Annotated in this window: 1 protein-coding gene; it reads right to left on the bottom strand. The window is 62.0% G+C overall.

The features are described from left to right. Positions 1–2,855: non-ribosomal peptide synthetase (locus AWB70_RS38030; protein ID WP_143281755.1), on the bottom strand; the 2,855-nt coding region annotated here is incomplete at both ends.

Here is a 2,855-nt window from a genome sequence, read left to right as displayed (position 1 = left end):
TGCTCTTGCTGACTTGCGCCGAGCCGGGCTTGCGCGACCAGATCGCGGAAGTGTTGAGCCGTGCCGAGCGCGTGCGCACGGTCATCGAGCAGGGCGCTGATCTCCTTCTGGATCACCTCCAGCGTGACGTGATCGCCGATCAGGTGATGCCACACGAGCAACGCGAGCCAGCGTTCGGTGCCGGGTTCCTTGGCAACCGTGAGCCGCAGCAACGGGGCTTGATCCAGCGGCAGACGCTGTGAACGGGCATCGAACTGTTGGGCGAGTTGTTCGACAGCGTCGAGCTCGATCTCGCGCAGCGCGGCCGGCGCATGACGCAGGACGACTTGCGCGGGCGTACTGAGGCCATCGTGAATGAACGCGGTGCGAAGAATGTCGTGCCGCTCGATGATCTGTTGCAGGGCATCGAACCAGGCATCGAAACGCGCGCGGCTATCGAAGGCGATGCGCGCGGTTTGCAGATACGGATCGCCCTCGGTGGTCAGCATGTGATGGAACAGAATGCCTTCCTGAAGCGGCGCGAGTGCATAGATATCTTGCACGTTACGAATGCCGCCGGGCACGTGCGCGACGATGCGATCGATATCGGTTTGCGTCAGTGCGATGAGCGGCAGCATGGCCGGGGTGAGCGCGGTGGTATCGGGCGTGATGGCATTGGGCGGCACGACGATATCGGAGGCGATCGCACCATGTTCGAGCGAAGCGGCGAGCGCGCTGAGCACGGGCGTGGCGAAGAGATCGCGCACGTTGGCGTGCAGGCCGATGCGGCGCATGCGCTCGACGAGCGTCACGGCAAGCAGCGAGTGTCCACCGAGGGAGAAGAAGTTGTCTTGCCGGCCGACGCGTTCGAGGCCGAGCAACTCGGCCCACAACTCGGCGAGCGCGCTTTCGGTTTGGCCTTGCGGTGCTTCGAAGGGGCGCAACGCGAAGGCATCGGCTTGCGGGTCGGGCAGCGCGTGACGATCGAGCTTGCCATTGGGGGTGAGGGGCAGTGCATCGAGCGTGACGAAGGCCGAAGGCACCATGTAGTCGGGCAAGTGCGAGGAGAGATGTTCGCGCAGGACGTTGACATCGGTATCGGCGAGCAGCGTGATATAGGCGACGAGTTGTTGATCCTGCGAATCCTCATGTCGTGCTCGGGCGATGACTACCGCTTCACGCACCGACGGATGCGCGACGAGTTGTGCTTCGATCTCGCCGAGCTCGATACGGAAGCCGCGAATCTTGACCTGATGATCGTTGCGGCCGAGGAACTCGATATTGCCGTCGGCTCGATAGCGAGCCAGGTCGCCGGTGCGGTACATGCGGGCGCCTGCTGTGAAGGGATCGTCGAGGAAGCGTTCGGCAGTGAGCTCGGGCCGGTTCAGATAGCCACGCGCCACGCCCGCGCCGCCGATATAAAGCTCGCCCACCGTGCCGAGCGGCACTGGCCTGCATTGAGTATCGAGCAGATAAATGCGCGTGTTGGCGATCGGCTTGCCGATGGTTTCCGTCAAATGCTCGCCTCGATGCATCTCGATCCAGGTCGAGTAAGTCGTGGTCTCGGAGGGTCCATAGAGATTGCACAGCCGCTCGATACCCGTCTCCGCGAAGATGCGTTTCATCAGCGCGAGCTTGAGCGGTTCGCCGGCAAGGTTGATCGTGCGGATCGATTCGAGCGACGCGCCCGCATCCAGCAGCGAAGTAATCGCCGATGGCACCGTATTGACGAGACTGACCTCGTGCCGATTTCTGACGAGCGCGAGGACGTTATCGACCAGATGGACCGTCGCACCTCGGCTCAGCGGTGCGAAGCACTCGTAGATGGACAGATCGAAGTTGAGCGATGTTGCGAAAAGCGTGTGTGAAAGCTCTTCGAGCGTGAAGGCGCGCTCAGTCCAGGTCAGGAAGTTCACTGCGTTCCGATGTTCGATTGCAACGCCCTTGGGCTTGCCGGTCGAACCGGAGGTGTAGATCACGTAGGCGAGGTTATGCGGTGCGACGGTTGTCTGTGGGTTATGGTGTGAGAGCGCATCGTCGAGCGATGCATCGGCATCGAGCACACTCAATGTTCCCGTGTCGCCGAGAGCGTCACGGCCGGCGGTATCGGCGATCAGAAGCACAGGCGCTGCATCCGTGAGGATATGGCTCAGGCGTTCGCCGGGATACGCCGGATCGAGCGGCACGTAAGCGCCGCCGGCTTTGAGTATCGCCATCAACGCGACGATCATGCCGATGCCGCGCTCCATGCACAGCGCGACGCGATCTTCCGGGCCGACGCCAAGTGCGATCAGATGATGCGCGAGTCGATTGGCGCGTGCGTTGAGTTGCGCATACGTGAGCGAATCGTCTTCGAAGACGAGTGCGATTGCATCGGGTGTCTTCTCGACTTGCTGTTCGAAGAGTTGATGAATGCACAGATGCTCGGGATAGGCTGCAGCCGTATCGTTCCAGCTTTCGAGCAGCGCATGTTCTTCAGGCAGCACGAGTTCGAACGCATGCAGCCGTGCATCGGGTTGATGGAGTGCTTGTTCGAGCAAGCGCGTGAAGCGCTCGCCAAAGCGAACGATGGTGCGCTCATCGAAGAGATCGGTGGCGTAGCTGATGCCGCCCGCAAAGCGATCCTGTGCGTGCGTCAGATTCAGCGTGATATCGAACTTGGCGCCAGCTTCGGAAGGAGGCAGCACCTCAAGCGTAAGGCCGGGCAGCGCGAGCGGCTCCATCGGCGCATTCTGCAACACGAACATCACCTGGAACAGCGCCGTGCGGCTGGTATCGCGAACCGGCGCGAGCGCTTCGACGAGCTTCTCGAAGGGCAGATCCTGATGCGCGTAAGCAGCAAGCGTCGTGTCCCGCACTTGCGCAAGCAAGGTGCG

Source organism: Caballeronia cordobensis, assembly GCF_001544575.2.
Lineage (GTDB): Bacteria > Pseudomonadota > Gammaproteobacteria > Burkholderiales > Burkholderiaceae > Caballeronia > Caballeronia cordobensis.
The sequence above is the reverse complement of the archived record's forward strand: the minus strand, read 5'-3'. Positions and strand labels throughout refer to the sequence as shown.